Source organism: Herbaspirillum sp. (assembly GCF_035644555.1).
Classification (GTDB): Bacteria; Pseudomonadota; Gammaproteobacteria; order Burkholderiales; family Burkholderiaceae_D; genus Herbaspirillum.
On record NZ_DASQOH010000033.1, the window covers coordinates 29830 to 56158 of the forward strand.

Annotated in this window: 18 protein-coding genes and 1 tRNA gene; 12 read left to right on the forward strand and 7 right to left on the reverse strand. The window is 63.3% G+C overall.

All coding sequences use genetic code 11. The annotated features are described in order from the left end of the window. Positions 1-131: 131 nt before the first annotated feature. Entirely contained in the window at positions 132-2234 is a 2103-nt protein-coding gene (locus VE092_RS08870; protein WP_324875862.1) for a putative bifunctional diguanylate cyclase/phosphodiesterase, read from the forward strand. On the opposite strand, the gene VE092_RS08875 is transcribed toward VE092_RS08870, so the two are convergent. The 5 genes from VE092_RS08875 to trxA all read right to left on the reverse strand — a co-directional run bounded on the left by VE092_RS08875 (position 2224) and on the right by trxA (position 7861). Then, positions 2224-3615 carry an MATE family efflux transporter gene (locus tag VE092_RS08875; protein WP_324875864.1) on the reverse strand — a complete coding sequence of 464 codons (1392 nt, stop codon included), beginning with the start codon at positions 3613-3615 and terminating at the stop codon, positions 2224-2226. The genes VE092_RS08870 and VE092_RS08875 overlap by 11 nt on opposite strands. A gap of 38 nt (positions 3616-3653) precedes the next feature. Then, positions 3654-5378: a glycosyltransferase gene (locus tag VE092_RS08880; RefSeq protein WP_324875887.1), complete on the reverse strand. Its 1725-nt coding sequence runs from the start codon at positions 5376-5378 to the stop codon at positions 3654-3656. A 237-nt stretch (positions 5379-5615) separates the two neighbouring features. Continuing rightward, entirely contained in the window at positions 5616-5885 is a 270-nt protein-coding gene (locus VE092_RS08885; protein ID WP_008325780.1) for a type B 50S ribosomal protein L31, read from the reverse strand. Positions 5886-6146: 261 nt separating this feature from the next. After that, positions 6147-7409, reverse strand: a complete 1263-nt coding sequence (rho, locus tag VE092_RS08890) for a transcription termination factor Rho (protein WP_008325783.1) — start codon at positions 7407-7409, stop codon at positions 6147-6149. A gap of 125 nt (positions 7410-7534) precedes the next feature. Then, positions 7535-7861 carry a thioredoxin TrxA gene (gene trxA / locus VE092_RS08895; RefSeq protein WP_006462943.1) on the reverse strand — a complete coding sequence of 109 codons (327 nt, stop codon included), beginning with the start codon at positions 7859-7861 and terminating at the stop codon, positions 7535-7537. Between the two features lie 511 nt (positions 7862-8372). Between trxA and VE092_RS08900 the strand changes: the two genes are divergently transcribed. From VE092_RS08900 to dnaG, 8 genes are all read left to right on the forward strand, one after another. Next, positions 8373-11141 (forward strand): PD-(D/E)XK nuclease family protein, encoded by a 2769-nt coding sequence (locus VE092_RS08900; RefSeq protein ID WP_324875868.1) that lies wholly within the window; start codon positions 8373-8375, stop codon positions 11139-11141. Beyond that, complete coding sequence (locus VE092_RS08905; protein ID WP_324875870.1) at positions 11090-14593, forward strand: UvrD-helicase domain-containing protein; 3504 nt, start codon at positions 11090-11092, stop codon at positions 14591-14593. The genes VE092_RS08900 and VE092_RS08905 overlap by 52 nt, the downstream gene beginning before the upstream one ends. Before the next feature lie 323 nt (positions 14594-14916). Further along, positions 14917-16125: a cation:proton antiporter gene (locus VE092_RS08910; protein ID WP_324875872.1), complete on the forward strand. Its 1209-nt coding sequence runs from the start codon at positions 14917-14919 to the stop codon at positions 16123-16125. Next, positions 16122-17351 carry a YbdK family carboxylate-amine ligase gene (locus tag VE092_RS08915; protein ID WP_324875874.1) on the forward strand — a complete coding sequence of 410 codons (1230 nt, stop codon included), beginning with the start codon at positions 16122-16124 and terminating at the stop codon, positions 17349-17351. The genes VE092_RS08910 and VE092_RS08915 overlap by 4 nt, the downstream gene beginning before the upstream one ends. Positions 17352-17597: 246 nt before the next feature. After that, positions 17598-18806, forward strand: a complete 1209-nt coding sequence (locus VE092_RS08920; protein ID WP_006462948.1) for an NAD(P)/FAD-dependent oxidoreductase — start codon at positions 17598-17600, stop codon at positions 18804-18806. 212 nt (positions 18807-19018) lie between these two features. Next, positions 19019-19231: a 30S ribosomal protein S21 gene (rpsU, locus tag VE092_RS08925; protein WP_006462949.1), complete on the forward strand. Its 213-nt coding sequence runs from the start codon at positions 19019-19021 to the stop codon at positions 19229-19231. A gap of 295 nt (positions 19232-19526) precedes the next feature. Continuing rightward, complete coding sequence (locus tag VE092_RS08930) at positions 19527-19973, forward strand: GatB/YqeY domain-containing protein (RefSeq protein WP_324875877.1); 447 nt, start codon at positions 19527-19529, stop codon at positions 19971-19973. Between the two features lie 52 nt (positions 19974-20025). Next, positions 20026-21822 (forward strand): DNA primase, encoded by a 1797-nt coding sequence (dnaG, locus tag VE092_RS08935; RefSeq protein ID WP_324875879.1) that lies wholly within the window; start codon positions 20026-20028, stop codon positions 21820-21822. Positions 21823-22291: 469 nt separating this feature from the next. Here the strand turns inward: dnaG and VE092_RS08940 are convergent, their stop codons facing one another. Then, on the reverse strand, positions 22292-22522 hold the full coding sequence (locus VE092_RS08940; RefSeq protein WP_324875881.1) for a hypothetical protein: 231 nt from the start codon (positions 22520-22522) through the stop codon (positions 22292-22294). A 115-nt stretch (positions 22523-22637) separates the two neighbouring features. Here VE092_RS08940 and rpoD point away from each other — a divergent pair, with 115 nt between their 5' ends. From rpoD to VE092_RS08955, 3 genes are all read left to right on the forward strand, one after another. Then, on the forward strand, positions 22638-24863 hold the full coding sequence (gene rpoD, locus VE092_RS08945; protein WP_324875883.1) for an RNA polymerase sigma factor RpoD: 2226 nt from the start codon (positions 22638-22640) through the stop codon (positions 24861-24863). Positions 24864-24918: 55 nt separating this feature from the next. Continuing rightward, positions 24919-24997, forward strand: a tRNA-Ile gene (locus VE092_RS08950). A gap of 344 nt (positions 24998-25341) precedes the next feature. After that, positions 25342-25722: a helix-turn-helix domain-containing protein gene (locus tag VE092_RS08955; protein WP_414653448.1), complete on the forward strand. Its 381-nt coding sequence runs from the start codon at positions 25342-25344 to the stop codon at positions 25720-25722. Between the two features lie 303 nt (positions 25723-26025). On the opposite strand, the gene VE092_RS08960 is transcribed toward VE092_RS08955, so the two are convergent. Next, a partial coding sequence (locus VE092_RS08960) for a cytochrome c (RefSeq protein ID WP_324875885.1) occupies positions 26026-26329 on the reverse strand: 304 nt, incomplete at its 5' end.

Below are 26329 nucleotides of genomic sequence, written 5' to 3' on the forward strand. Positions count from 1 at the left end.
GCCCGTCCGGCGCCTGGCGCCGGTGGTCGCAGTGGCGGGGCGGAATGGCCGCGATACCGTGCAGGTACAACGACCTGCGGGCTCCCAGCGATCGCCCGCATGAAGCTGTGCCACCTAGCCCAGGTTCGACGATGTCAGGTTCCTTTCATTTCCTGCTGCTGGCCTTCGCCCTGCTGGTTGCCAGTCTGTCCGCCTACGCGGCGCTGGAGGTTTCCGAGCGCATCGTGCTGCAGGATGCGCAGCACCGGCGGCTGTGGCTGTCGGTGGGGGCGGCGGTGTTCGGCGTGGGCGTATGGGCCTCGATGCTGCTGACGGTGGCCTCGCTGCAGGTGAGCATGGCCATCAGCTTCGATGCCCGGCTGGTGGTGCTCTCGCTGTTGCTGTGCATGGGCAGCGCCTTCTACCTGATGCACCTGACCGGCTTGCGTCGTCCCCATCCGTCGCGGCTGGTCATCGGTGGCCTGGCCATGGGCGCGGCTTTCAATGCGGCCTTCCATATCGCGCTCAAGGCCATGATGCTGCAGCCGCCGCTGTTGTATCACACGCTCCTGCTGCTGGTGGCGCTGGTGGTGACCGAGGTGGTGGCGGTGTTCATCGTCACCCTGTTCTCTGCCAGCAATGGCCGCAAGCCCATGACCGGTTCGCTCAATTCGCAGCAGACGCGGCGTGTGCTGGCGGCGCTGCTGGTGGGCGCCGGCCTGGTCTCGTCGTCGGCGGCCGGCCTGCGCGCAGTGCTCATCGGGCCGCAGACGCTGAGCCAGGCGCTGGACGGCATCACCCGCGAGCACCTGGTCAACGGCCTGGTGTTCCTGGCCTTCCTGGCCATGGCCATGGCGCTGGTGGTCAGCGGTGTGCAGCGCAACCAGGTGCTCAAGAAGATCGTCGGGCGCACCAATGACAAGCTGCTGCATTTCGCCACCCATGACGTGCTGACCGGCCTGCCCAACCGAGCCCTGCTGGCCGATCGCATCCAGCATGCGGTCGAGGTGGCGCGCCGCAACGGCCGGCCATTCGCGGTGCTGTTCATGGACCTGGATGGTTTCAAGGCGATCAACGATTCGCTTGGGCATGCGGTGGGCGACGGCCTGCTGGTGGCCGTGGCCCATCGCATCCGCGCCTGCATCCGTGGCGAGGACATGGTGGCGCGCATCGGTGGCGACGAGTTCGTGGTGGTGATGAGTAACCTCGCCTCGCCGGAGGTGGTGGAGCAGCTGTCGGAAAACATCCTGGCTGCGCTGCGGCAGGATTTCCAGATCGAGGACGCCACCTTGCGCGTGACCTCCAGCATCGGCATCGCGGTCTATCCCAACAGTGGTGATTCGGCCGATGCCCTGATGAAGAACGCCGACGCCGCCATGTACGAAGCCAAGCAGAGCGGGCGCAATACCTACCGCTTCTTCGAACCGGCCATGCATGCCAGTGCCATGCGTCACCTGCAGGTGCGCCAGGCACTGCAGCAGGCCATCGAGCAGCAGCAGTTCCGGCTGCATTTCCAGCCCAAGTATCGCGGTGCCAGCAAGGAATTGACCGGGCTGGAGGCACTGCTGCGCTGGCATCATCCCGAGCTGGGGGAGATGGCGCCCTCCGAATTCATCCCCATCGCGGAACGCTCGGGCCAGATCCTGGCCATCGGTGACTGGGTGCTGCAGGCCGTGTGCTGCCAGATCGCGCGCTGGGACGGGGCCGGCATGAAGCCGGTCAAGGTGGCGCTGAACCTGTCGCCGCTGCAGATGCGCGCCGATCTGGTGGAGCGCATCATCGGCATGGTCGGCGAGGCCGGCATCGCCCCGCAGCGGCTGATGTTCGAGATCACCGAGACTGCGGCCATGAAGGATGTGGAGCGTACCACCCAGGTGGTACGGGAACTGCAGTCGCTGGGCTTCGACATCGCCATCGATGATTTCGGGACCGGTTATTCCAGCCTGGCCTATCTGGCCCAGTTCCACTGCCGGCAGGTCAAGATCGATCGCTTCTTCACCTCGCGCCTGGATCTGGATGATCACTCCGGCCGTGCCATCGTGGCCGCCATCATCGCGCTGGCACATGCCCTGCAGATGGAAGTGGTGGCCGAAGGGGTGGAGACCGAAGGGCAGCTGCGTGAGCTGCAGCTGCTGCATTGCGACCAGGTGCAGGGCTTCCTGCTGGGACGACCGGCGGAGGCGCCCACGGTGCCGGGGCTGGTCGATGCCAGCAACGACGATCTGTTCGGCGCCGGTAGCGCCTTCAGTTCCTGAGTTCGCCGCGCGCGGCACGGCGCTGGATCACCCGCAGGTAGGCCAGCAGGCCGATTCCCACCAGCCCCAGGCTGAGGCTGTTGGCCAGCCAGAAGCCGGCCGGCCCGCGCAGCGCCGGCGGGGTCCAGCCGAGCGCATCGAGACCCAGCAGGTAGCCGCCGCCCAGGCCCACGCCCCACAGGCTGAGGGCATAGATCACGGTCGGCACCACGGCCACCTTGTAGGCGCGCAGCACGAAGGCGGTGGTCACCTGCAGGGAATCGAACAGCTGGTAGAAGGCGATGTAGAGGAACAGCGGCAGCGCCGCGCCGACGATCACCGGATCGGGCGTGTAGGCGTGCACGATGTGCGCGCGCAGGAACCAGACGATCACCCCGATCAGCACCGAGAGCGAAACCGCCAGGCGGATGCCGGCGCGGCCGATCTTGCGTGCCTCCTGCATGTTGCCGCCGCCGATGGCCTGGGCCACCAGGGTGCTGGTGGCGCTGGCGATGGACAGGGGCAGCATGTAGAGCACCGTGCCGACGTTGGCCGTGATCTGGTGGCCGGCCACCGGTACCGCACCCAGGCGCGCGATGAATACCGCCATCAGCGTGAAGGCGGTGACTTCGATGAAGTAGGACATGCCGATCGGAATACCCAGCCGCAGCAGATTGCCCAAGACCTTCCAGGAAGGCGCCACGAAGCCGGTGCCGAACAGCCTGAGCGGCCGATAGATGGGCAGTCGCGCCACCAGCAGCCAGGCGGCAATCATCATCAGCCAGGCGATCAGGGTGGTGGCGATGGCGCAGCCGGGACCGCCGAAGGCCGGCAGACCCAGGCCGCCGAAGATCAGCAGGGCGTTCAGGGGCAGCTTCAGCAGCAGGCCGCAAAGCTGGATGGCCATGACCATCTTGGGGCGCGCCAGGGCGGTATTGAGCGAGGAATAGACGCGGAAGAACAGTGTGGCCGGCAGCGCCAGCGCCTCAATGCGCAGGTATAGGGTTGCCTTCTCCACCAGCTCCGGCGAGGCCTTGGCGAAGGCCAGGAAGAGCGGCGAGAACATCAGGATCAGCGAGCCCACGATGGACAGCAGCACCGCCAGCCACATGCCCTGCTTGACCTCGTTGCCGATCTCGCCCAGGCGGCCGGCGCCGAAGAGCTGGCCAATGGTCGGCTGCAGCGCCTGCAGCACGCCCGACAGGCCGACGAACACGCTCACGTAGATCGATACCCCCAGCGCCAGCGCGCCCAGGTCGAGGGCCGAGAAGCGCGATACCATCACGGTATCGATGACACCGTTGGCGATCAGCGCCAGCTGGCCGACCAGCAGGGGCCAGGCCAGCCGCGAGATGCGACCGACATGCTGGCGCGAGGAGAGGGCAGGCAGTTCGGTGGTCACGCGTTCATGTGTAATGGGTACGGCGCCGGGCCCGCTGTTCAGCGACCGACGCGGCGATAGAGGCGGAAGCGTTCATCGCGGTCCGAAGGCCGACGGCCTTCCCACAGCATGCGCCAGGAGCCGGGGTACTGGCGCAGCATGAGCGAGGCATCCTGGTTGCTGATGTCGTCCTGCAGCAGCAGGTAATCGCAACTCTGGTCGCGTTCGTCGGCGAAGCGCACGTTGCCGAAGTAGGCGAACGAGGCGCGCTGGGCCGGGCCGACATTGGTCTGCACGCACTGCTTGACCGAACTCAGCTTGGCTTCGATCTGCTCGGCCACGCCCGCATAGCTCTTGCCGTAGTTGACCCAGGGCAGCCACAGGGTCATCAGTAGCACCCAGCACAGGATCACTCCGCCCGAGGACAGCACGACCGCGCGCCAAAGAACCGAAGGGCGGCGCGAGATGCGCCAGTGCACCACCACGATCCAGGCGACGGTGGCGGCGATGGCGATGGCCAGCGAGATCCAGGTGAAGCCGGGCTTGAAGCCCGGCGCCAGCTTGTAGGCATTGCGCGCGATCTGCGCCGGCCAGCCGGTTTCCTTGGCGATCCAGCCGATCCAGATGAAGGCAGCCGAGGTGGTCAGCGTCATCACCGAGAACCAGTCCACGGCATTGATGGCGCCGCGCTTCATGGTCGGCAGGCCGAAGGCGGCCAGGATGGCCAGCGCCGGCAGCAGCGGCAGCAGCATGCCTTCCTCGTGATGCACGTTCATCAGCACCAGCAGCGTGATCGGGATCAGGAAGGCCAGCGGCAGCGCAATGTGCAGCGAACCCGGCTGGCGCCGCCAGGCATACAGCGCCCAACCGGCGAAGGGCCAGGCCGGCCAGGCGAACCAGACACCATATTTGCCCAGGAACGCCAGGGTGGCCAGGGTTGGACGGTTCAGCTGGTAGATGTTCCAGCTCATCCAGAGGTCGAACTGGCCGGCCGCCTGTTCCCCCAGCAGATGGCGCAGCGTCAGCACCCAGCCCGCGCTGATGAGCAGCGCCAGCGGCAGCGAGATCAGCGCCACCAGGCGCAGTGCGCGGCCGTCCTTGCGGACCAGGGCCAGGATCAGCAGGGCGATCAGCACCCCGGCCGGCAGCAGCCAGCCATAGGTCAATACCAGCATGCCCAGCGCCAGTCCCAGCCAGAAGCCGTGACGCAGCTTGCCGGCGTCGAACACGCGGGCCGCGCCATACATGGCATAGGCCACCAGGGCGATCTGCAGGGTCTTGGGACTGGTCTCGTGGCTGTGCAGCAGCAGGCCGAGGAAACCGAGGTAGATCAGGAAGGCGCCATCGGCCAGCGTACGGCCGAAGTCCTTGGGTTCGGGCTGGCCGCCGAAGGCCAGCTTGAGCGGCTGGGCCTCGGAGCGGCGGCCCAGCAGGTAGGTGGTGTACCAGATCGAGAGCGAACCGACCAGGAAGCAGCCGATGGTGGAAATGCGCGCCGCCAGGGGATCGCCGAGCAGCCAGCCGAAGAGCTTGATGCAGATGGCGCCGAACCAGTAGGCCAGCGGGCTCTCGGCCGGCAGCGGCAGGCCCGCCACATTGGGGGTGAGCCAGTCGCCCAGCGCGCCATGGGCCATGGTCCACATGATGCCGAAGCTGGTGGCGTCCTCGTTCTTCCAGGGATCGCGACCGATCAGGCCGGGCAGGATGTAGAGGAGGGCGAGCGCAAGCAGGGCCATGCGCGGAAGCGCATGGGTGGCTGCTGCTGGAAGACGGACGGGCTTCATCAAGATGTTGTTGCTCTTGTTCTGTGCTGCGATGTTGGGATGGTGCGCTGGCCTGGGCTACGCCCTCGCCGTTGCATCGGCCGGCGGGGTATTTTTTGCAGGCCCTATTGTGCAGGAAATCGCCGTAAATAGTTGTTTCTGTCTGCTACATCCTGGTGCGCCGGCCTCGCTGCAGGCACGGTCGCCGTGCAAAACAAAAAAGGCAGCCGGAGCTGCCTTTTCTGAGGGAAGTGCAGATTACGCCTTCGAGACAGCAGTCTTCGAACCGACGGAACCGAACTTCTGGCGGAACTTCTCGACGCGGCCAGCGGTGTCGACGATCTTGTGCTTGCCGGTATAGAACGGGTGCGATTCGGACGACACTTCGATCTTCACCAGCGGATATTGCTTGCCTTCGAATTCCGCGGTTTCGCGGGTGCCGATGGTGGAGCGGGTGATGAACTTGAAGTCGTTCGACATGTCGTGGAACAGGACTTCGCGGTAATCCGGGTGGATGCCTTCTTTCATGATTGCCTCAGAGTAGTTTGGTAGCCAATCGCCACTTCGTCGGTCGCCCTGCTTCTTGACCCGATTGATGATCACTTGCCGGTTTGGAAAAGTCCGAAATTATACAGTCAAATCAGGGGCTTGGGTCAAGGCGGGAGCAGTGCGGGGAAGTGCCGGCGTGGTTTTCCGGTTGAAAATGCCCCCGCATTGTTGCCGGCGGGTCAATAAAAAACGGCATGTCCGGTTGGGACATGCCGTTTTCGATGGCGCTGGCAGCAGGGCTCAGTTGCCGCGACGCATCATGTCGAAGAACTCGGCGTTGTTCTTGGTGGACTTCATCTTGTCGAGGATGAATTCCATCGCCTCGATCTCGTCCATGTCGTACATCAGCTTGCGAAGTACCCAGATCTTCTGCAGCTGGTCGGGCTTGATCAGCAGCTCTTCACGGCGGGTGCCGGACTTGGAGAGATTGATGGCCGGGTAGACGCGCTTCTCGGCCAGGCGGCGCTCCAGGTGCACTTCCATGTTGCCGGTGCCCTTGAATTCTTCGTAGATCACGTCATCCATGCGCGAGCCGGTTTCGATCAGGGCGGTGGCGATGATGGTCAGCGAGCCGCCTTCTTCCACGTTACGCGCGGCACCGAAGAAGCGCTTCGGACGTTGCAGGGCGTTGGCGTCCACACCACCGGTGAGCACCTTGCCGGAGGCCGGGATCACGGTGTTGTAGGCGCGCGCCAGACGGGTGATCGAGTCCAGCAGGATGACCACGTCCTTCTTCATTTCGACCAGGCGCTTGGCCTTTTCCAGCACCATTTCGGCGACCTGCACGTGACGCGTGGCCGGCTCGTCGAAGGTGGAGGCCACCACTTCGCCGCGCACCGAGCGCTGCATTTCGGTCACTTCTTCAGGACGTTCGTCGATCAGCAGCACGATCATCACGGTATCCGGATGATTGGTGGTGATGGCGTGGGCGATGTGTTGCAGCATCACCGACTTGCCCGACTTGGGCGAGGCCACCAGCAGGCCGCGCTGGCCGCGGCCGACCGGGGCGATCAGGTCGATGATGCGGCCGGTGATGTTTTCTTCGCCGCGCATGTCGCGCTCCAGCTGCAAGAGCTTGTTGGGGTGCAGCGGCGTGAGGTTTTCGAACAGGATGCGATGCTTGGAGGCTTCCGGCGGTTCGCCGTTGACCTTGTCGACCTTGACCAGGGCGAAATAGCGCTCGCCGTCCTTGGGCGTGCGCACTTCACCTTCGATGGAGTCGCCGGTATGCAGGTTGAAACGGCGGATCTGCGAAGGCGAGATATAGATGTCGTCGGTGGACGCCATGTAGCTGGCGTCGGGCGAGCGCAGGAAGCCGAAGCCGTCAGGCAGCACTTCCAGGGCGCCATCGCCAAAAATCTGTTCTCCTGATTTTGCGCGCTTCTTCAGGATGGCAAACATCAACTCCTGTTTGCGCAGGCGCGCAGCGTTCTCGATGTCCAGGCTGATTGCCATTTCCAGCAAGGCAGAGACGTGCATCGCTTTTAGTTCTGATAAGTGCATATGAGTGTCCCGGGACGGGATAAATAAAGGTGGGGGAGGGAATTGCGTGGTGTGGATCTAGGATAAAGCCCGCCATGCCAGGTCGGGCGGACGGCAGCGCGAGCGCGCCGCCGTCGGATATTACATCAGATGTTGCTGTCGATGAACGAAACCAGCTGGCCCTTGGCCAGGGCGCCGACCTTCTGCGCAGCGGCTGCACCGTTCTTGAACAGGATCAGGGTCGGGATGCCACGGATGCCGAACTTGGCCGGAATGGCCTGGTTGGAATCCACGTCCAGCTTGGCGATCTGCAACTTGCCGTCGTATTCCTTGGCGACTTCTTCCAGGATCGGGGCGATGGCCTTGCAGGGACCGCACCATTCGGCCCAGAAATCAACCAGCACGGGCTTGTCGGACTTCAGCACGTCAGCTTCGAAAGAGGCGTCGGTAATATGTTTGATATGTTCGCTCATGGCATTTCCTCGGTGTGAGGGAGTGTAGTAAGTAGTCAATTAGCGCCGGTGGACACATACCATCATGCCTGGCGTGAGCCATCAACGCTTCCGGAGTTGCTTGGTCTACGTGGAGTCGTTGCGCGCCGATTCAAGTTGTATTTGAAGCGCGGCAGGGGTAAGCGGCGGGGTACAGGAACAATCATAACCCATTTTGAAAGAATGTGTAGACGGCGCCGGACTGGCTTGTTGTGTGCCGTCCTCAGCGCCATGATGGGCCCGCCGTCGAGTCCCGACGCGGCTTTGGCGCCGAGCGGGCGGGAAAAAATGCGGCAGCGGCAGGCTGCGCTGGCATACAATGCGCAGCAGTCCGGCGGGCCGGTCGATTGAAAAAAGCTGTTGGATCAAGAGAAAAATACAATCGCTCCGCCCCCTGGAAGGCGCCTTGTCCGCTCCGTGCCGTCCACGCCACCGTGGTACGCGGGCGTGACCAGGCGCTGCATCGACAGTCGTAAATCATTTCCGAGGACGCATGCTCTCCGCCACCATCCCGATCGCTCCCTCCCCCGATTTCTGGTCACAGGCCGTGCGGCTGCTGTTGCGCGAGGGACAGCCGCTGGGCCGGGCGCTGCAGGAGGGCGGCGCTGCCGGTGCGGCGGCGCTGGATTTTTCCGGGGTGCAGCTGATGGTGCCGGCGTTTTCCCATGCGCAGAATTTCAAGGCCGCGCTGGCCCGTGAACTGCGCCGGCCCTATATCGCGCCCCGCATCAATACCCTCTCCGGCCTGCTGGCCATGCAGGTGCCGGGCGAGGCCGCACCGCCCTCCGAGAGTGAACGCCTGATGCAGCTCTATGCCCAGTTGCGCGAGCATGGCTGGTTGAAGAAGATGTTTTCCGCGCGCCGCAATGCCGATCTCCTGCCCTTGGCCCATACCCTGCTGGCCTTGTCGGACGAGCTGACCCTGGCGCTCCTGCCCGAGATCCGTGCCGGCGCCGCGGGCGAGCAGGCCGCCGTGGGCCGCTGGGCGCAGGCGCTGGCGCAATTGCTGGAGCCGCTGGCACCTTCGGCGCATGGCATGTTGTCCGACGAGGCCGCACTGGTATGGCAGGTCTGGAAGACCCAGCTGGATGCCAGCGACCGCATCGTCCAGCGCTTCGACGCCATGCTGGCCCTGGCCGGGCGCGCCAGCCTGCCGCTGGTGTGGGTCAGCCCGACCGCGCCGGAGCCGCTGGACGCCGCCTTTCTGGAGGCCTACGCCGGCCGGCAGCCGGTGCGCATCGTGACCCTGGACTGGAGCCGGCAGGCCATCGCGCCGCTGCATCCGGTGTATCTGTCCGCCTGGGAAGAACTGCTGGCCGAGGAAGAGGGTGTGCCGCCTGCCTACCCGGAAGAAAGTGCGCCATCCGCCACGCCGTCCGCACTGCCCTTGCTGTGCCCGGCGCCGGACCTGGAGAGCGCCGCCGTGCAGAGCGCACAGATCGTGTTGCGCTGGCTGGAGCAGGGCAAGAGCGAGATCGCCATCGTCGCCCAGGACCGGGTCACCGCACGTCGCCTGCGGGCGCTGCTGGAGCGCGCCGAAGTGGCGGTGGCCGACGAGACCGGCTGGAAGCTTTCCACCACCCGTGCCGCCGCCGCACTGGCGGCCTGGAACGACCTGGTATCGGCACGCGGCGAGACCAATGCCTTGCTGGACCTGTTGAAGTCGCCCTTCGTCTTTCCCGACGATCCCGATCGTGCAGATCGGGTCATGCGCATCGAATCCCGCCTGCGTCGCGCCAATATCGCCGGCGACTGGCAGGCCCTGCAATCGGCCTTCGCACAGGCGGAGCATGACGCCGACCTGGCCTGCATCAGCTTGCTGGCGCGCCAGGCGGCCCGCTTCGGCGGTCGCAAGACCCTGGGGCAATGGTGCGAGACCCAGCGCCAGCTGTGCCAGGTGCTGGGCATGGAGCGCGCCTTGCGTGAGGATGGCGCGGGCGAGCAATGCCTGCTGATGCTCGACGAGATCGCCGCCGAGCAGGGCGGACTGTCCGACACCTTCTCCTTCGCCGAATGGCGCGCACTGTTGAACCTGCGCCTGGATGCAACTTCCTACATGCCGCCCATCAAGGATAGGCGAGTGGTGATGCTGCCGCTCAACGGCGCCCGCCTGCGGCGCTTCGATGCAGTGCTGGTGATCGGCGCCGATGCCGCCCACCTGCCTTCGCCGCCACAGGAAACCCTGTTCTTTTCCAATGCCGTACGGCGCGAACTGAACCTGGTGACGCGGGCAGAGCGTCAGCGCCAGCAGCTGCGCGACCTCACCGAATTGCTGTGCGTGAATCCGCAAGTGGTGTTGTGCTGGCAGACCCACCAGGACGGCGAGCCCAACCCGGTGAGCCCCTGGATCGAACGTCTGGAACTGAAGCTGGCACAACAGGGCAGGGCGCCGCTGCAGACCATCCACCGGCCGCCGCCCTTGCGCAGCTTGCTGGCCCAGCCCTCGGCCATGCCGGCGCCGAGCGCGCCGGAGCTGTTGCCCTCCAGCCTGTCGGCCAGCGGTTTCGGCAGCTTCCTGGCCTGTCCCTATCAATTCTTCGCAGCGCGCATGTTGCGCGTGGCGGTCATGGACGAACTGTCCGACATGCCGGAAAAGCGCGACTACGGCAGCTGGCTGCACGAGATCCTGCACCGCTACCATGCCCATCTGCGCGACCAGGCCACGCCGCTGGCGGCCCGTCCGGCGCTGCTGGCGGAAATCTCGGAGGACGTGTTCCAGCGCGAGATGCAGCGTCACCCTGCGGCACTGGCCTTCCACGCCCGCTGGCAGAAGGTGATGCCGGCCTACCTGCTCTGGGCCAATGAACGCGAGGCCGATGGCTGGCAGTTCGTCTTCGGTGAACAGTCGCAGTCGCAAGCGCTGTCCTGGCAGGATGGCGGCATCGAACTGTATGGTCGCCTGGATCGGGTGGATCAGAATGCGCAGGGCGAGCGCGCCCTGCTGGACTACAAGACCCGCAGCGTCGCCAGCCTCAGGCAGAAGATCAAGGAAGAGGATGATCATCAGCTGGCCTTCTATGGTCTGCTGGCCGGTGGTGCGGTAGAGCACGCCCATTACGTGGCCCTCGAACTGGGCAGCGACAAGAAGACCGGCGCCGCCGCCGCCCCCGATTTCCTCCGCAAGCAAGAAATGCTCAAGCAACAGATCACTACCACCATGCATGAGGTGGCGCAGGGTGCGCCGCTACCGGCCAATGGCATCGAATCGGTATGCCAGTACTGCGATATGCGCGGCCTGTGCCGCAAGGGAGCCTGGCTGTGAGCGCCGGCGAGATCGGCAGGCCCGCACCGGCGGCCTATGAGATCGACGGCAGCGCCGTCGATGCCGCCCAGTTCACCCGCGCCGCCTGCGATCCGCGCCACTCGGTGGTGGTGGAAGCCTGCGCCGGCAGCGGCAAGACCTGGCTGCTGGTGGCGCGCATGCTGCGACTGTTGCTCGCGGGCGCCCAGGCGCCGGAACTGCTGGCCATCACCTTCACCCGCAAGGCCGCGCAGGAAATGCGCGAACGCCTGATGGAGCTCTTGCATGAACTGGCGCTGGCCGATGAGGCCGGGGCCGCTGCACTGCTGCGCGAGCGCGGCGTGGCCGAGGCCGATCTGTCGCGGTTGCTGCCGGTGGCGCGCGGCCTGTATGAGCGCATCCTGTCTTCCGAACAGAGCCTTTCCATCGACACCTTCCATAGCTGGTTTGCACGCCTGCTGCAGATCGCGCCGCTGGCCTCGGGCGTGCCGCATGGCTATACCCTGACCGAGAAGAATGGCGAGCTGCTGGACGAGGCCTATCGCCGCTTCATGCAGAAGCTGCGCAACCCCGATGGCGAGCGCATCAAGGCGGCCTTGCTGGAACTGTATGAACTGGCCGGCGACTTCAATGCCCGCCAGTTGCTGGACGCCTTCATCGACAAGCGTGCCGAATGGTGGGCCGCGACCCAGCACGATGGCGACGACAGTGAAGAGATCGATACGCCGACCCCACTGCTGTGGCTGCAAGCCCTGTGCGGCGAGGATGCGCTGCGCGACGCGCGACTGTCGTTGTGGGATGACGCTGCCCTGGTGGAACGCGCCAGTCGCATCGCCATCCTGCTGGGGCAGGGCGGCACCGCCAACAAGACCCGTGCCGTGGCCATCGAATCGGCCTTGACTGCCGGCCCGGCGTTGGCGCACTTCGACGCGCTGTACAGCCAGTTCTACGACGACAAGGACAAGCCGCGCAAGAACGGCAAGGTGAAATCCCTGCTGGCGGCAGTGGTGCAGCATTTCCAGGTGAGCGAGGATGCCGCGCTGGAGGCCTTCGACAGCGAATTCAATGCCGTCGGCACCGAGTTGCGCAAGTTGCAGGGACGCAGCAAGGAAAAGCAGGTGCTGCAGCTCAATGGTGCCCTCTTCATCGCCGGCCGCGCCTATCTCGACAGCTATCAGGAAGTGAAATCGGAACAGCGTGTGCTGGACTTCGCCGACCTCGAATGGCAAGCCTATCGCCTGCTCAACGACGAGGCCAGTGCCGCCTACCTGCAGACCCGGCTGGATGCCCGCTACAAGCACATCCTGCTGGATGAATTCCAGGACACCAACCCGCTGCAATGGAGCATCGTGCGTTCCTGGCTGCGTGCCTATGGCGGCGATGCGGCGCAACCGAGCGTGTTCGTGGTGGGGGACCCCAAGCAATCGATCTATCGCTTCCGGCGCGCCGAGCCACGCGTATTCGTGGCGGCGCGCGACCTGTTGCGCGCGCAGGGCGCGGCGGTGCTGCGCGCCAACCAGACGCGGCGCAATGCCAGTGCCGTGGTCGAGGTGCTCAATCGCTCATTCGTGCGCGGCGGCAATCCGCTGTTCGCCCAGCAGACCACGCTGGGCCTGGAGGGAGGCGAGGTGTGGCGCCTGCCGCTGGTGCGGCAGGAGGAAGGTGCAGAAAACGTCAACGACGAGGACGCCGACACCAGTGACCCGGCGCCCGTGATCGCCTGGCGCAATCCACTGACCACGGCACGCGGCGAGGAAGACGATGCCCGTCGCCTGCTGGAGGGGCAGGCGCTGGCGCAGGCGCTGCTCAAGGCCAGCCGCGAGGTGCCGGTGGTGGAGGGCAAGTCGACCCGGCCCATGCGCTGGAGCGACATCATGCTGCTGGTGCGCAAGCGCAGTCACCTCGCCGCCTACGAGAGCGCCTTGCGCGCAGCCGGCATCCCCTTCATCTCGGACAAGCGCGGCGGTCTGCTGGAGTCGCTGGAGATCGCCGACCTGATCGCCTTGCTGACCTTCCTCATCACCCCCAACGACACGCGCGCGCTGGCGCACGTCCTCAAGAGTCCCATCATCGGCGCGGCCGACGATGATCTGGTGCAGATCGCCCGCCGTGCAGCACTGGCCGATGGCGGCCACTGGTGGCAGCACATGCTGGCCATGCAGCAGGAGGGTGTGGCCTCAGCCGCCCTGGTGCGCGCGGTAGGCATGCTGCAACGCTGGCTGCAGGCGGCGCCGCACCTGCCGGTGCACGACCTGCTGGACATGATCCTGCACCAGGGCGATCTGGTGGCGCGCTATGCCCAGTACGCCTCGCCGCTCACGCGCAGCCAGACCCTGGGCAATATCGCCGCCTTCGTGGAACTGTCGCTGAACATGGATGCCGGACGTTATCCCAGCCTGCCCAAGTTCATCGATGCGCTGCGGGTACTGCAACGCAGTGCCGGCGGCGATGCGCCTGACGAGGCCAGCGTGGACGCCAGTGCCGATGCGGTGCGCATCCTCACCGTGCACAGTGCCAAGGGGCTGGAGGCGCCGGTGGTGGCCATCCTCGACGCCAATCACAGCGAGTCCGTGGAAGACAATATCGGCATCGTCTGCGAGTGGCCGCAGGACCAGGATGCCCCCACCCACTTTTCCGCCTTTGGCCGGCGCAGCGAGCGCGGCGTTGCGCGTGATCGCCTGTTCGAGGAAGAGGACGCCCTGCGCAGGCAGGAAGACTGGAACCTGCTGTACGTGGCCGTCACCCGCGCCAAGCAGTTACTGCTGGTCTCCGGCGTGGCCGGCACACGCGGGGCGGGCGAGGGCGGCGTGGTCGAGGGTAGCTGGTACCAGCGTCTGTTCGCCAGCGACGCCCCGGTGCGCGAGATCAGCGAAGATACGGTGCAGGCGGCTCAGACCGCCAGCACCGACGAGCGCTTCGAACTGGCGCTGTTCGCGCCACGCCCGATTCCGGTGTCGCTGTTCGCCGCTGGCGCGGAGGAGGACGAGGCGCCGGTCGCCATTGCCGAGGATGGCACCCTGATCGGCAGCGCTGCCATCGACGAGGGCGTGGCGTTGCACGCCTTGCTGGAACGTCTCACCCATGGCCAGGCCTGGCCCTTGCCGCTGCCCGCACCGGCCGCGCTGGTGCGCTGGCTGGGCGTGTCGGCGGAGATGGCGCAAGTGGTGCATGCGCAGGCGCGCCAGGTCCTGGCGCAGCCACCGCTGGAACGCTTCTTCAATCCGGCCCTGCATCGCTGGGCGCGCAATGAGATGGAGATCGTCTCCCCGGGAGGCGTCATGCGGCTGGATCGGGTGGTGATGTTCGAGGATGAAGTCTGGGTGCTCGACTACAAACGGCGCCTGCTCGATACCGAGCGCGCCGACTATGCCGCGCAGCTCGCGCGCTATCGCGCTGCGCTGGTGTCGGTCTTTTCTGACAAACGAATCAGGTCTGCGCTGATTACTGCCGAAGGTCGGCTGGTAGAACATTGAGGCTCCCCCAACTACCGTCATCCTCTCCATGCGCTTCGGATAAGTTCCAGAAATTCAATAAACATCAAATCAGGAAGTTTAAATTTTCCGTTGTAAGATAAAAAAAGATCATCGCACAGAGCAAGAGTGATATCTTCGGTGCTCCGTGATTTCTGGCGACGTCGTTTTCGTTAGCAAATCCGGACCCGATCGCACCGGGTAGTCACGGCAGTTACGGCACGCATGCAAGGCATGCCCATTCCGCTACCCATGCTCACGCGATCCGTGCCCGGTCCCCGCACCGCGTACGGTTCCAAAAACCTAATCGTTACACAGGAGGAGATATGGAGTGGGCTCTTCCGTCTTTCACCCTCGCACAGACGCTGCAATGGAATGCCTTGCTGGTATTCGGCGGACTGCTGCTGTTCGGGCTGATCGCGGGCTATGTTGTTTCCAAGTCCCCATGGGTGCCACGCATCACGGGTTATCTGCTGGTCGGTTTCCTGCTCGGTGCGGGCGGCTTCAACCTGCTTTCGGGCGAAGTGCTCAAGGTCACCAACATCTTTGCCGACATCGCCGTCGCACTGGTGGTGTATCAGCTGGGGCGCTATGTCGATATCGGCTGGCTGCGTCGCGAGAAGTGGCTGATGATCACCGTGGCCGTGTCGGCGGTGCTGTGCTTCGGCTTCGTCAGCATTGCGTTGACTTGGTTCGGTACCGATTCGGTGATGGCCCTGCTGGGTGGCGTGATGGCCATCGCCACCGCCCCGGCCGTGGTGCTGGTGGTATTGCGCGACCTCAAGGCCGAGGGCCAGGTCACGCGCCGGCTCGCCGCCATGACGGCCTTGAACAACTTCGTCGCCGTGCTGGCCGCCTATGCGCTCTTGCCGGTGATTGCGCACGAGGCCGGCACGCCGGTGGGTACGCTGATCCAGCACACCCTGTATTCGCTGGTGGGCTCGGCTGTCCTGGCTTATCTGACCTATTGGCTGATGATGCCGCTGGCACGCCTGCTGGGTCGCGAGAACAGCTCGCAGTTCGTGCTGGTGATCTCGGTCATCGCGCTGGCCATCGGTGTGGCGCATGCGCTGCACCTGCCGGTGATGCTGACCATGCTGATCTTCGCCATCCTCTCCAAGAACCTGGATCGCCAGTTCGATCTCATGGAGCTGGAATTCGGCGTCGCCAATGAATTGTTCGTGGTGATGCTGTTCGTCACCGTGGGGGCCTCGATGAAGCTGTCGGACCTGGGCCTGCTGGGCTTCTCGGTGCTGATCCTGATTGCTGCCCGCTTCCTGGCGATGGGGCTGGGCATCTTCCTGTTCGCGCGCTTTGCACGCATGAACTGGCGCCAGGCCGGCCTGCTCACGCTGGGTACCCTGCCCATGACCGAGGTCGGTGTGGGCCTGATGCAGACGGTCTCTTCGCTGTACCCGCACACCACGGCCAATGTGCTGCCGCTGCTGGCGGGCAGCATGGTGGTCCTGGAATTCCTGGGGCCGGTGGCGACACAGTTTGCCCTGATCAAATCTGGAGAGAGTGGACGCGAATGAATACCGAGACACTGATCCGCAATGAACAAGACGCCGCTGCGAGCCAGGCCCATGTGGCCGGTCCGCAGGGCAGCGCCGGCATCCTGCCATTCGGTTCCTCCACGCCCTTTACCATGGGCATCGAGCTGGAACTGCAACTGGTCAACCGCCGCAACTACAACCTGGCCAGCGATGCGGTCGATCTGCTGAACTGGATCGAGCCGCGCGACCTGCAAAAGCAGATCAAGCTGGAAATGACGCAGGGCATGATCGAGCTCAATTCGGGCATCCATACCCGCGTCGATGAACTGATCGAAGAGCTCAAGGGCTTGCGCGCTGCCTTGAACAAGGGCGCGCAATACCTCAACATCGACGTCTCCGGCGGTGGCGCGCATCCCTTCCAGCACTGGAATGAACAGCGCATCACGCCCAGCGAGCGTTTCCATTACCTGCACGAGAAATACGGCTACCTGGCCAAGACCTTCACGGTGTTCGGCCAGCACATCCACATCGGGGTGGAGAATGGCGACGATGCGCTGTACCTCACGCACGGCTTCTCGCGTTACGTGCCGCATTTCATCGCACTCTCGGCGGCGTCGCCGTTCTACCAGGGCGCCGATACCAAGTTCGATTCCTCGCGCAGCAATGTGGTACGCGCCTTCCCGTTGTCGGGCACGGCCCCGGTCCACACTCGCTGGGCCGAGTTCGAGACCTACTACGATGAGCTGTACCAGATGGGCATCATCGCCAGCATGAAGGATTTCTACTGGGACATCCGTCCCAAGCCGGAATATGGCACCGTGGAAATCCGCGTCTGCGATACCCCGCTGACCATCGAGCATGCGGCACACCTGGGCGCCTATGCCCAGCTGCTGGCGCGCTGGATCCTGACCGAGCGGCCGTTCGTGGTGGGTGACGATTTCTATCTGCTGTACCAGTTCAACCGCTTCGAGGCCAGCCGCTTTGGCCTGAACGGTCAGCTGGCATTGCATGGCGCCACACCTTCGCAGTCACGCAAGCTGCCCATTTTCGAACATCTGCTGCAGCAGTTGCAGTTGCTGGAGCCCTACGTGGCCAACGAGGCCGAGCACCAGACCATCGTGCGCCTGCGTCGCATTGCGCATGATCGGCTCTCGGACGCCAACTGGCTGCGCCAGATGTTCGCCCAGCGCGGATCGCTCAATGACATGATGCGGCTGTCCTCCGAGTTGTGGATGGGCGTGGAGCCGCCGCCGTATTTCCAGTAACCGATATAACGATATAAATCATTTCCGCTGCAAGGCGGCGAGCTTGAGTTGAGGTGTCCGTCCGCCCGGGTGATTGCAGAGCACACGGGATGGCGGCGAGAAGGCAGGGGGCCGGTGTCGCAAGATGCCGGCCCCTTGTCTTTGTGAGCGTTGTTTCCTGGCTCTTGTGCGCAAGGGCCGGGATCACCGACAATCACGGCTTTTGAAGCGACCTCGGGCTGCACCGAGATGCGTGCCGGAGCCAGCATGAACCACCATTCCCCCAAGCATTTTGATGTCGCCGTCATCGGCGCCGGCGCCGCCGGCATGATGTGCGCCGCCGTGGCCGGCCAGCGTGGCCGGCGCGTGGTCCTGATCGACCATGCCGGCAAGCTGGCCGAGAAGATCCGCATCTCCGGCGGCGGTCGCTGCAATTTCACCAATGTGGGCGCCGGACCGCAGCATTATCTTTCGCAGAATCCGCATTTCTGCCGCAGCGCCCTGTCGCGCTATACCCCGCAGGACTTCATCGGGCTGGTCAAGCGCCACCGCATCGGTTTTCACGAAAAGCACAAGGGCCAGCTGTTCTGCGACGATTCGGCCGAGGACATCATCGCCATGCTCAAGGCCGAATGCGAGACCGGCAACGTCAGCTGGCGCATGCCCTGCACCGTGCATGAGGTCGGCAAGAGCGGCGAGCTGTTCCGCATCGCCACCAGCGCTGGCGAGATCCAGGCGGCGAGCCTGGTGATCGCTACCGGCGGACTGTCCATTCCCAAGATCGGCGCCACCGATTTCGCCTACCGCATCGCCCGCCAGTTCGATCTCAAGCTGATCGAACCGCGCCCGGGGCTGGTGCCGCTGACCTTCGATGGCAAGGGCTGGCAATCGCTGGTGGAGCTGGCCGGCATCGCCTTGGAGGTGGAAGTGGAAACCGGAGTGAAGAAGGAGCGGGGTTATTTCCTGGAAGACCTGCTGTTCACCCACCGTGGCCTGTCCGGCCCGGCCATCCTGCAGATTTCCAGCTTCTGGAAGCCGGGCGCGCCGCTGACCCTGAACCTGCTGCCGCAACTGGATGTGGCCGAGACCCTGATCGAGGGCAAGGGGACGCTCAAGAAGAACCTGGGCAACCTGCTCGCGCAATGGCTGCCCAACCGCCTGGCCGAGGGCTGGCTCCAGATCCATGGCTTCGATGCCGGCGCACGCATTGCCGACATGCCGGACAAGGCACTCAAGAAGCTGGGCGACTCCCTGAACCGCTGGGTGATCGTCCCCAGCGGCTCGGAAGGCTATCGCAAGGCCGAGGTCACCCTGGGCGGCGTCGATACCCGCGAGCTGTCGCAACAGACCATGATGGCCAACAAGGTACCGGGCCTGCATTTCATCGGCGAGGCCACCGACGTCACCGGCTGGCTGGGCGGCTACAACTTCCAGTGGGCCTGGGCCTCGGGCGTGGCGGCCGGGTCGGCGGTGTAGGCGGGTTGAGGGCGAGGGCGAGGGCGGAATTTTCAGTCCGCTTCCCTTGACTTCAGGTGAAGCATCATCTTGACTGTGATAAGTGACTGATTCTTATCCCTTTTTTACTGGCGGGGTGGAAAAAATGCCACGTTTGGCCTTCCAATCGGGTGTCAGTACTGCTACAATCGCTTTCTTTGCTATCCAACCTAACCTTTTTGGTTTGAATTTACATGACCACTATTCGCGTTAAAGAGAACGAGCCGTTCGAAGTTGCAATGCGTCGCTTCAAGCGCACCATCGAGAAGACCGGTCTGCTGACCGAACTGCGCGCACGCGAGTTCTACGAAAAGCCGACCGCTGAGCGCAAGCGCAAGCTGGCTGCTGCCGTGAAGCGTCATTACAAGCGCATCCGCAGCCAACAGCTGCCGAAGAAGCTGTACTAAGAATTTTCTGCCGCGCCCAGGTGCGGCCGATGTGTAAACCCGCTCCGGTGTTGGTCCGCAGCGGGTTTTCGCTTTTTTCCTCATTTGTTCGCTGGTTCGTCGCCTTGAGCCTGCCTGTCCTGGATTTTCTTCTCTGAAACCCCAGATATGAAGCAAAGGCAGCGATTCGGGCTGGCGATAAGCCCATCCATGTTCTACGATCCTATGACAGGCGGCCACCTTGCCGCCTGGAACACTGGATGCGGGATGGCGCCAGATTGCAGAATACTCATCCACCTCATCTTCGGAGTACCCCATGGGTTTGAAAGAGCAGATCACGGAAGACATGAAGGCCGCCATGCGCGCCAAGGACATGGGCAAGCTGGGCACGATCCGCCTCTTGACCGCCGCGATGAAGCAGAAGGAAGTCGATGAACGCGTCGAACTGACCGACGCCCACGTGCTGGCCATCATCGACAAGATGGTCAAGCAGCGCAAGGATTCCATCTCCCAGTTCGAAGCCGGTGGTCGCCAGGATCTGGCCGACATCGAAAAGGCCGAGCTGGCGGTGCTGGCGGCCTACATGCCCGCCAGCCTGTCGGATGACGAAATCAAGGCCGAGGTGCAGGCTGCCGTGGCCGCCACCGGTGCAGCCGGTCCGCAGGACATGGGCAAGGTCATGGGCGTGTTGAAGCCCAAGCTGGCCGGTCGTGCCGACATGACGGCGGTGTCCGCGCTGGTCAAGGCCGCGCTGGCGTCCTGATCGGGCTGCCGCTCTTCTTGCCACTGGCTCCCTCCATTCGTCCGCAACCCAGGTGATTCCACAGTCGTTCATCCAGGACCTGCTCAACCGCGTCGACATCGTCGACGTGGTGGGACGTTACGTGCAGCTGAAGAAGGGTGGCGCCAACTTCATGGGCCTGTGCCCCTTCCACAACGAGAAATCCCCCAGCTTCACCGTCAGCCCGACCAAGCAGTTCTATCACTGCTTCGGCTGTGGCGCGCACGGTACCGCGATCAGTTTCCTGATCGAGTATTCCGGCATGGGTTTCGTGGAGGCGGTCAAGGACCTGGCCCAGAACGTGGGCATGGTGGTGCCCGAGCGCGAAGACAGCATCCCCCTGGCCCAGCGCCAGGAAAAGCAGGCCAAGAGCATGGCCTTGTCGGATGTGATGACGCGTGCCAATGACTTTTACCGGCACCAGCTGCGCGGCGCCCAGATCGCCATCGACTATCTCAAGGGGCGAGGCCTGACCGGCGAGATCGCCGCCCGCTTCGGCCTGGGCTATTCGCCCGACGAGTGGGACAGCCTGCGCCAGGTCTTCCCCGATTACGAGAACGAGGCCCTGGTCGAATCGGGCCTGGTGATCGACAAGAGCGAAGAGGGCGGCGCCCACCGCAAGCGTTACGACCGCTTCCGGGGCCGCGTCATGTTCCCCATCCGTAATACCAAGGGCCAGGTGATCGGCTTTGGCGGTCGCGTGATGGATGGGGGCGAACCCAAGTACCTGAACTCGCCTGAAACCCCGCTGTTCCAGAAGGGCAGCGAGTTGTACGGCCTGTTCGAGGCCCGCCAGGCCATTCGCGAGGCCGGCTATGCGCTGGTCACCGAAGGCTATATGGATGTGGTGGCGCTGGCCCAGCTGGGTTTCCCGCAAGCGGTGGCCACGCTGGGAACGGCCTGCACCCCGATCCACGTGCAAAAGCTGTTGCGCCAGACCGACCAGGTGATCTTCAGCTTCGACGGCGACAACGCCGGCCGCCGTGCCGCGCGCCGCGCGCTGGAGGCCTGCCTGCCGTATGCCTCGGACAACAAGACCATCAAGTTCCTGTTCCTGCCCAAGGAACATGACCCCGATAGTTACGTGCGCGAGATGGGTGCCCCGGCCTTCGAGGAACAGATTCGCGAAGCGCTGCCGTTGTCGCAGTTCCTGCTGCGGGAAATCATCGGCGAGAACGACCTGCGCTCCCCGGAAGGCCGCGCCCATGCCCAGTTTGCGGCCAAGCCCATGCTGCAGGCCCTGCCGGCTTCCGCCTTGCGCCTGCAGATCGTGCGCAGCATCGCCCAGGCCACGCAGTCAACCGCAGCCGAGCTTGAGGCATTGTTTGAACTGGAAAAACCGGTCGCCCGCGTACGCGCCGCACCGCCGCGCAGCAAGCGTACCGCGCCGGTCGGCCTGGAGCGCCAGATCATGCGCCTGCTGGTAGCGCATCCGCAGCTTTCGGCCGACCTCGATGCGGCCGCGCTGGAAGCCATCGCGCGCATCGCGCCGGACCAGGCCGAGATGCTCTCGCACCTGGTCGGCGTCGCCCAGGGCATGGGCGAGCAGGCCAATTTCGCGGCCCTGGTCGAGCACCTGCGCGAGGGCGGCCCCGAGTTCGATTCGATGATCGCGGAAATCGCGGCCGAATCGGAATCCGAATTCGATGTGGTGCGGGCCGAGATGGCCGGCGCCATCCGCCAGGCCAGGATCCGCGCCCTCGACGAGGAGATGCAGATGCTGGTGACCTCGAACCTGCGCACCGAAGAAGAGCGCAACCGTTACCGTGAGCTGATGCAGCGCAAGGAATGGCTCAAGCGCCAGACCGGCGGCGCGGCCGTGGCAGGGTGAACGGGAGGCCCGCCAGCGGTGCCTGGCGGAGGCGATGAAACGACAGGGTGGACCGGTGGCTGCGGTCATGCGGTGGAAGAAGCGCGATCCGATGGGATCAGGACTTGGAAAACACGGTAAAGACCTGCAAATTGCCGTGATTTGCCCGCCGGATCAGCGGTGAATAGCCGAATATCGCGGCTTGATCCCGGGGAAAAGAGCCCCATCTGTGCTATACTATAGGGCTTTAGTTCCGCCGGATGGCTGTTGCATCCCACCTTGCGGCACCATGCCTCCAGCCCGGCGCACCGGGACGGAGGCCGGCAGACAGCGTTAGGTTTGCCGGATCGTGAAGGGCACGACTGCCTGCCTTACGCGATTGATGGCCCGCCCGTAAAAAGGAACGTTGCGCGTGCAGCCGGAGTCTACCGGGAAATCGGTGCCGGAGTTGCATCATTAGCATGACTTGATTGGCGCAATGAGTGAATTCTCAATTGGCAGTTGATTCTATGGCAAATGCAATGAAGAAACCCGCGAAAACTCCAGCAACGTCGGCAAAGAGCAGCAAGACGGCAACGGCGGTAAAATCGACCGCCGCTGCCAAGCCCACCAAGGCGGTGGCCGCCAAATCGCCAGTCAAGGGGACTGCGACGGCAGCCAGCACCGTAAAACCCACGGCAAAGACTGCAGCAGCAGCGACGCCGAAAAAGACGACAGTCAAGACAACTGCCGCCAAGCCGGCCCGCGCCGCAGCGCCCAAGGGTACTGCAACGCCAGCCAACAAGTTACCTCAAGCCGCCGAACAAGCGGTTTCTGTGAAAGCGACGAAGACTTCCGTGACCACCAAGAAACCCGAAACCAAGACCGCCAAGACCACCAAAGCCGCAAAGGTCGAAGGCAAAGACGTCAGCGCGACTGCCGCGTCGAGCGTAAGTCAAACCACTGATGCTGCCGCCCTGGCAGCCATCGACACGTCCGGCTATGTGCTGCCGAGCGTCAAGGTGCCGGGCCGTCGTGGCCGCAAGCCCAAGGAATTCCAGCCCGAGAGCGACGAAGTCGCCGCGCTCAACACCATCGAGCGTACTGAGCTGAAGGCCGCCGACAAGGCCAAGGCCAAGGACCGCAAGGCCAAGGAAAAGGCCCTGTTGAAGGACGCCTTCTCTTCCGACACCGAAGCCAGCGAAGAAGAGCTGGAGCGTCGTCGCCAGAAGTTGAAGACCCTGATCAAGCTCGGCAAGGAACGCGGTTTCCTGACCTTCTCGGAAATCAACGACCACCTGCCCGAGAACATCGTCGATCCGGAAGCCATCGACGGCATCATCGGTACCTTCAACGACATGGGCATTTCGGTCTACGAGCACGCCCCTGACGCCGAAACCCTGCTGCTGTCGGACAACGTGGCCAACGTCGCCAGCGATGACGACGCCGAAGCCGCCGCCGAAGCCGCCCTGTCGACCGTTGATTCCGACTTCGGCCGTACCACCGACCCGGTGCGCATGTACATGCGTGAAATGGGTTCGGTCGAGCTGCTGACCCGCGAAGGCGAAATCGAGATCGCCAAGCGCATCGAAGACGGCCTGAAGGACATGATCCAGGCCATCTCCGCCTGCCCGACCACGATCGCAGAGATCCTGGCCGCCGCTGACCGCATCTCCAAGGATGAGATCAAGGTCGACGAAATCGTCGACGGCCTGGTCGATCCCAACGAAAGCGAACAGCAGGTCGACGCCGCCGCTTCCGATTCCGACGAGGACGACGAAGAAGAGGAAGAAGACGAGGAAGAAGACGAAGAAGAGGAAAGCGAGAACAGCGGTTCCGGCGCTGCCGGCTTCTCCGCCGAACAGCTGGAACAGTTGAAGCGCGACGCGCTGGGCAAGTTCGCCGTCATCGGCACCCAGTTCGAGAACATGCGCAAGGCTTTCGAAAAGGAAGGCTACAACTCCAAGCCCTACGTCAAGGCGCAGGAAATCATTTCCAACGAGCTGCTGGGCATCCGCTTCACCGCCAAGATCGTCGAGAAGCTGTGCGACACCCTGCGCGCGCAGGTGGATGAAGTCCGCACCGTCGAACGCCAGATCCTGGACGTGGCCGTCAACAAGTGCAACATGCCGCGCGCTCACTTCATCAAGGTCTTCCCCGGCAATGAAGTGAACCTGGACTGGGTGGACGGCGAAGTCGCCGCCAACCATGACTACAGCACCGTGCTGAGCCGTAACGTCCCGGCCATCAAGGAACTGCAGCAGAAGCTGATCGACCTGCAGGCCCGCGTGGTACTGCCGCTGCCTGACCTGCGCGCCATCAACAAGAAGATGGGCGCTGGTGAGAAGAAGGCGCGCATGGCCAAGCGTGAAATGACCGAGGCCAACCTGCGTCTGGTGATCTCGATCGCCAAGAAGTACACCAACCGTGGCTTGCAGTTCCTGGACCTGATCCAGGAAGGCAACATCGGTCTGATGAAGGCAGTGGACAAGTTCGAATATCGTCGCGGCTACAAGTTCTCGACCTATGCGACCTGGTGGATCCGTCAGGCCATCACCCGCTCCATCGCCGACCAGGCGCGCACCATCCGTATTCCGGTGCACATGATCGAGACGATCAACAAGATGAACCGCATCTCGCGTCAGATCCTGCAGGAAACCGGTGCCGAGCCCGATCCCGCGACCCTGGCGATCAAGATGGAAATGCCGGAAGACAAGATCCGCAAGATCATGAAGATCGCCAAGGAACCGATCTCCATGGAAACGCCGATCGGTGACGACGACGATTCCCATCTGGGCGACTTCATCGAGGACAACAACACGCTGGCCCCGGCCGATGCGGCGCTGCATGCCTCGATGCGCAACGTGGTCAAGGACATCCTCGACTCGCTGACCCCGCGTGAAGCCAAGGTTCTGCGCATGCGCTTCGGCATCGAGATGTCGACCGACCATACGCTGGAAGAAGTGGGCAAGCAGTTCGACGTGACCCGCGAGCGTATCCGCCAGATCGAAGCCAAGGCACTGCGCAAGCTGCGTCACCCCTCCCGTTCGGACAAGCTGAAGAGCTTCCTGGAAGGGAATTGATATTAGGGTGTCAGAATTGGCCGGCGAAGATGTTAAAATCGCCGGCTGATTTTTTGGCCCCCTAGCTCATGCTTGGTTAGAGCAGCGGACTCATAATCCGTTGGTGCCGTGTTCGACTCACGGGGGGGCCACCAGTACATGAAAGGGTTGCAGGCTGATGAAGCTTGTAACCCTTTTTCTATTTTGTATTTATGTAACCTATATGTAACCGATTGTATGCAATCTAAGTCAATTTGATTCTATTCAAGTAGGGGGCGGCTATTGTTGACACATCTTTGTGGCAACGAGCCTAGCCGGATACAGTGATGATAGAGTCGCTTCGAAGTTTGGTACGATGCGATGCGCACGTCCCTAGGTAGACTGTGTTGATTTGCATTGAAAACTGACCCACTTTCCCCGGAAATTTGCATCCAAAGTTGACCCATGTTTAGACCACAATCCTGCTCATGACAGCGAGCGGGAGAACGGAGTGATAGACGTGGCCCTACTTGGAATTATTCGACGCTGGTACATCAGAGACCGCATCTCAATTCGGGAAATCGCCCGCAGGCTCGACATTTCCCGCAACACAGTTCGCCGCTACATCCGATCCGATGTCAGCGAACCTGCTTATCCAGCAAGGCGTTCGCCAAGCTCGCTCGATGACTTCACCGCCAAGCTCTCCGCTTGGCTCAGCGCAGACGCGGTCAAATCTCGGAAGCAAAGAAGGACCCTAAAACAGATGTTCCTGGACTTAAGAGAACTGGGATACGAGGGGTCGTATGACCGGGTGGCTGCCTTCAGCAGGCAATGGAAGGTGGGTCAAATGGAGAGGGTCAAATCTGCGAGCAAATCAACAGTGGTGAAGTCCAAGAACTGAGCATTCAGAAAGCTTGCCGTTTCATAGGCATAAGCCGTCGATAATATTTCACTTTATGTGACACGGTGGCGGTTATTTTTCATTTTCTATGGCGCAGCCAAAATGCAGTGTGTCATGTTTAGCGAAAAAGCCGATATACATCAAGGGCAAGATTTTCACTAACTATGTCATCCGACAAAACATACAAATACCGACTCTCAAAAAAACGAAACCCCGTGTTCGAAAACACGGGGTTTCGTCATCCATTTCGGACGTTCTCGCGTCCGGTGGTTGGTTGCCAGGAGCTACTTCACAGGCAAGACCTTATTGCTTGGCCAGCGGTACGCCCCCCGCCTCCACAGTCTTTTTCTCCGGCACCTGCTTGCGCACCTTGGCCACATCGGACGCACTCACCGACGAGGCCTGGTTGCCCCAGGTGCTGCGGATGAAGGTGACCACATCGGCCACTTCCTGATCCGACAGGCGGCTGCCGAAGGCCGGCATGGCGAATTGCGTCGGGGCCTTGTGGGTCCAGGGCATTTCGGCGCCTTCCAGCACGATGCGGATCAGCGATGCCGGATTTTCCGCATTCACCGTGGGCGACAGCGCCAGGGTCGGGAAGGTCTCG